This is a genomic window from Phyllobacterium sp. P5_D12, assembly GCF_054049495.1.
In genome coordinates this window covers 1-1,049 of record NZ_JBFUMG010000966.1, presented here as the reverse complement: position 1 = coordinate 1,049, position 1,049 = coordinate 1, and the positions used below count along the sequence as shown (strand labels likewise).

The window sequence follows — 1,049 nt, the reverse complement described above, 5'->3', positions numbered from 1 at the left end:
ATTTTTTATTTGACGCTCATGCCAACACAATTAAAGCCCAAACTGTAATACTCGGTCCGAATCGAATTTGACCAGTGGGCTCCTTGAGAAGGTCGAATAGTTCGGCCCTTCACGGACGCAGAGTTTTAATGCGACAGAATGAATATCTATCCACCGTCTCCCGCCGGAGACTGCGCGACCAAAGCAAATCATCTACCAGGAGAATTTTCGATGAACATGCATCGACGCTACAAGACGCCCGATATACCAAGCCACCGCTTTGCGGTCGGCCAGAAAGTCCGCATGAAGGGCTGGGGCGGCAACAAGGTGAAATCGACGGCTACGTTCGAGATTATGGCAACTTTACCCGCGGCGGGTGGTTCCTTGCAATACCGCGTCCGCGATAACGATGAGAAACATGAACGAATTGCGACCGAGGATAATCTCGAGGCTGCTGACATGTGGAGTACCAAGGAGCGCAGCAGTTTCGATCGGAAAGAAGAATCTTGACGGCTGGTCCCGATGCTGAAATTCTCGTTGTTGAAACGGTGGGCCGATGATTATCAAAGAGATGACACAGCAGGAAATCCGGGAATTGCTCGAAAGAGCGACGATCGGCAGGTTGGCGTGTGCAAAGGACGATCGACCTTACATCGTGCCGCTGACTTTCGCCTATCATTCCGTGTTTTTCTATTCATTCACGACAGCCGGGCAGAAAGTCGACTTCATGCGCGCAAACCCGCATGTCTGCGTTGAATTCGATGAGATATCCGCGACGAACAATTGGCAGAGTGTTATTGTGACGGGCAAGTTCGAGGAACTTACGAAGGAACCCGATCATATCGACGGCAGAAACACGGCCCATGCGCTTTTGAACAAGAGCGCCGAATGGTGGCAGCCTGCTTATGTGAAGACCGTCATTCGAGACCATGAACGAGCCCTGGAGCCAGTTTACTTCCGTATTTCGATACTGGAAACCACCGGGCACAAGGCTGTCAAAAGCGAATAGGCCTGAGTAACAAGCAATACAGTTTATTCAGTCAGGCGATGGACAGTTGCTGCTTGTTGGG

Annotated in this window: 2 protein-coding genes; both read left to right on the top strand. The window is 51.0% G+C overall.

The annotated features are described in order from the left end of the window. Nucleotides 1–210: 210 nt before the first annotated feature. Nucleotides 211–489, top strand: a complete 279-nt coding sequence (locus ACXJ5O_RS28025; protein WP_457302768.1) for a hypothetical protein — start codon at nt 211–213, stop codon at nt 487–489. 46 nt (nt 490–535) lie between these two features. Further along, on the top strand, nt 536–988 hold the full coding sequence (locus tag ACXJ5O_RS28020; RefSeq protein WP_457302767.1) for a pyridoxamine 5'-phosphate oxidase family protein: 453 nt from the start codon (nt 536–538) through the stop codon (nt 986–988). Nucleotides 989–1,049: the final 61 nt, after the last annotated feature.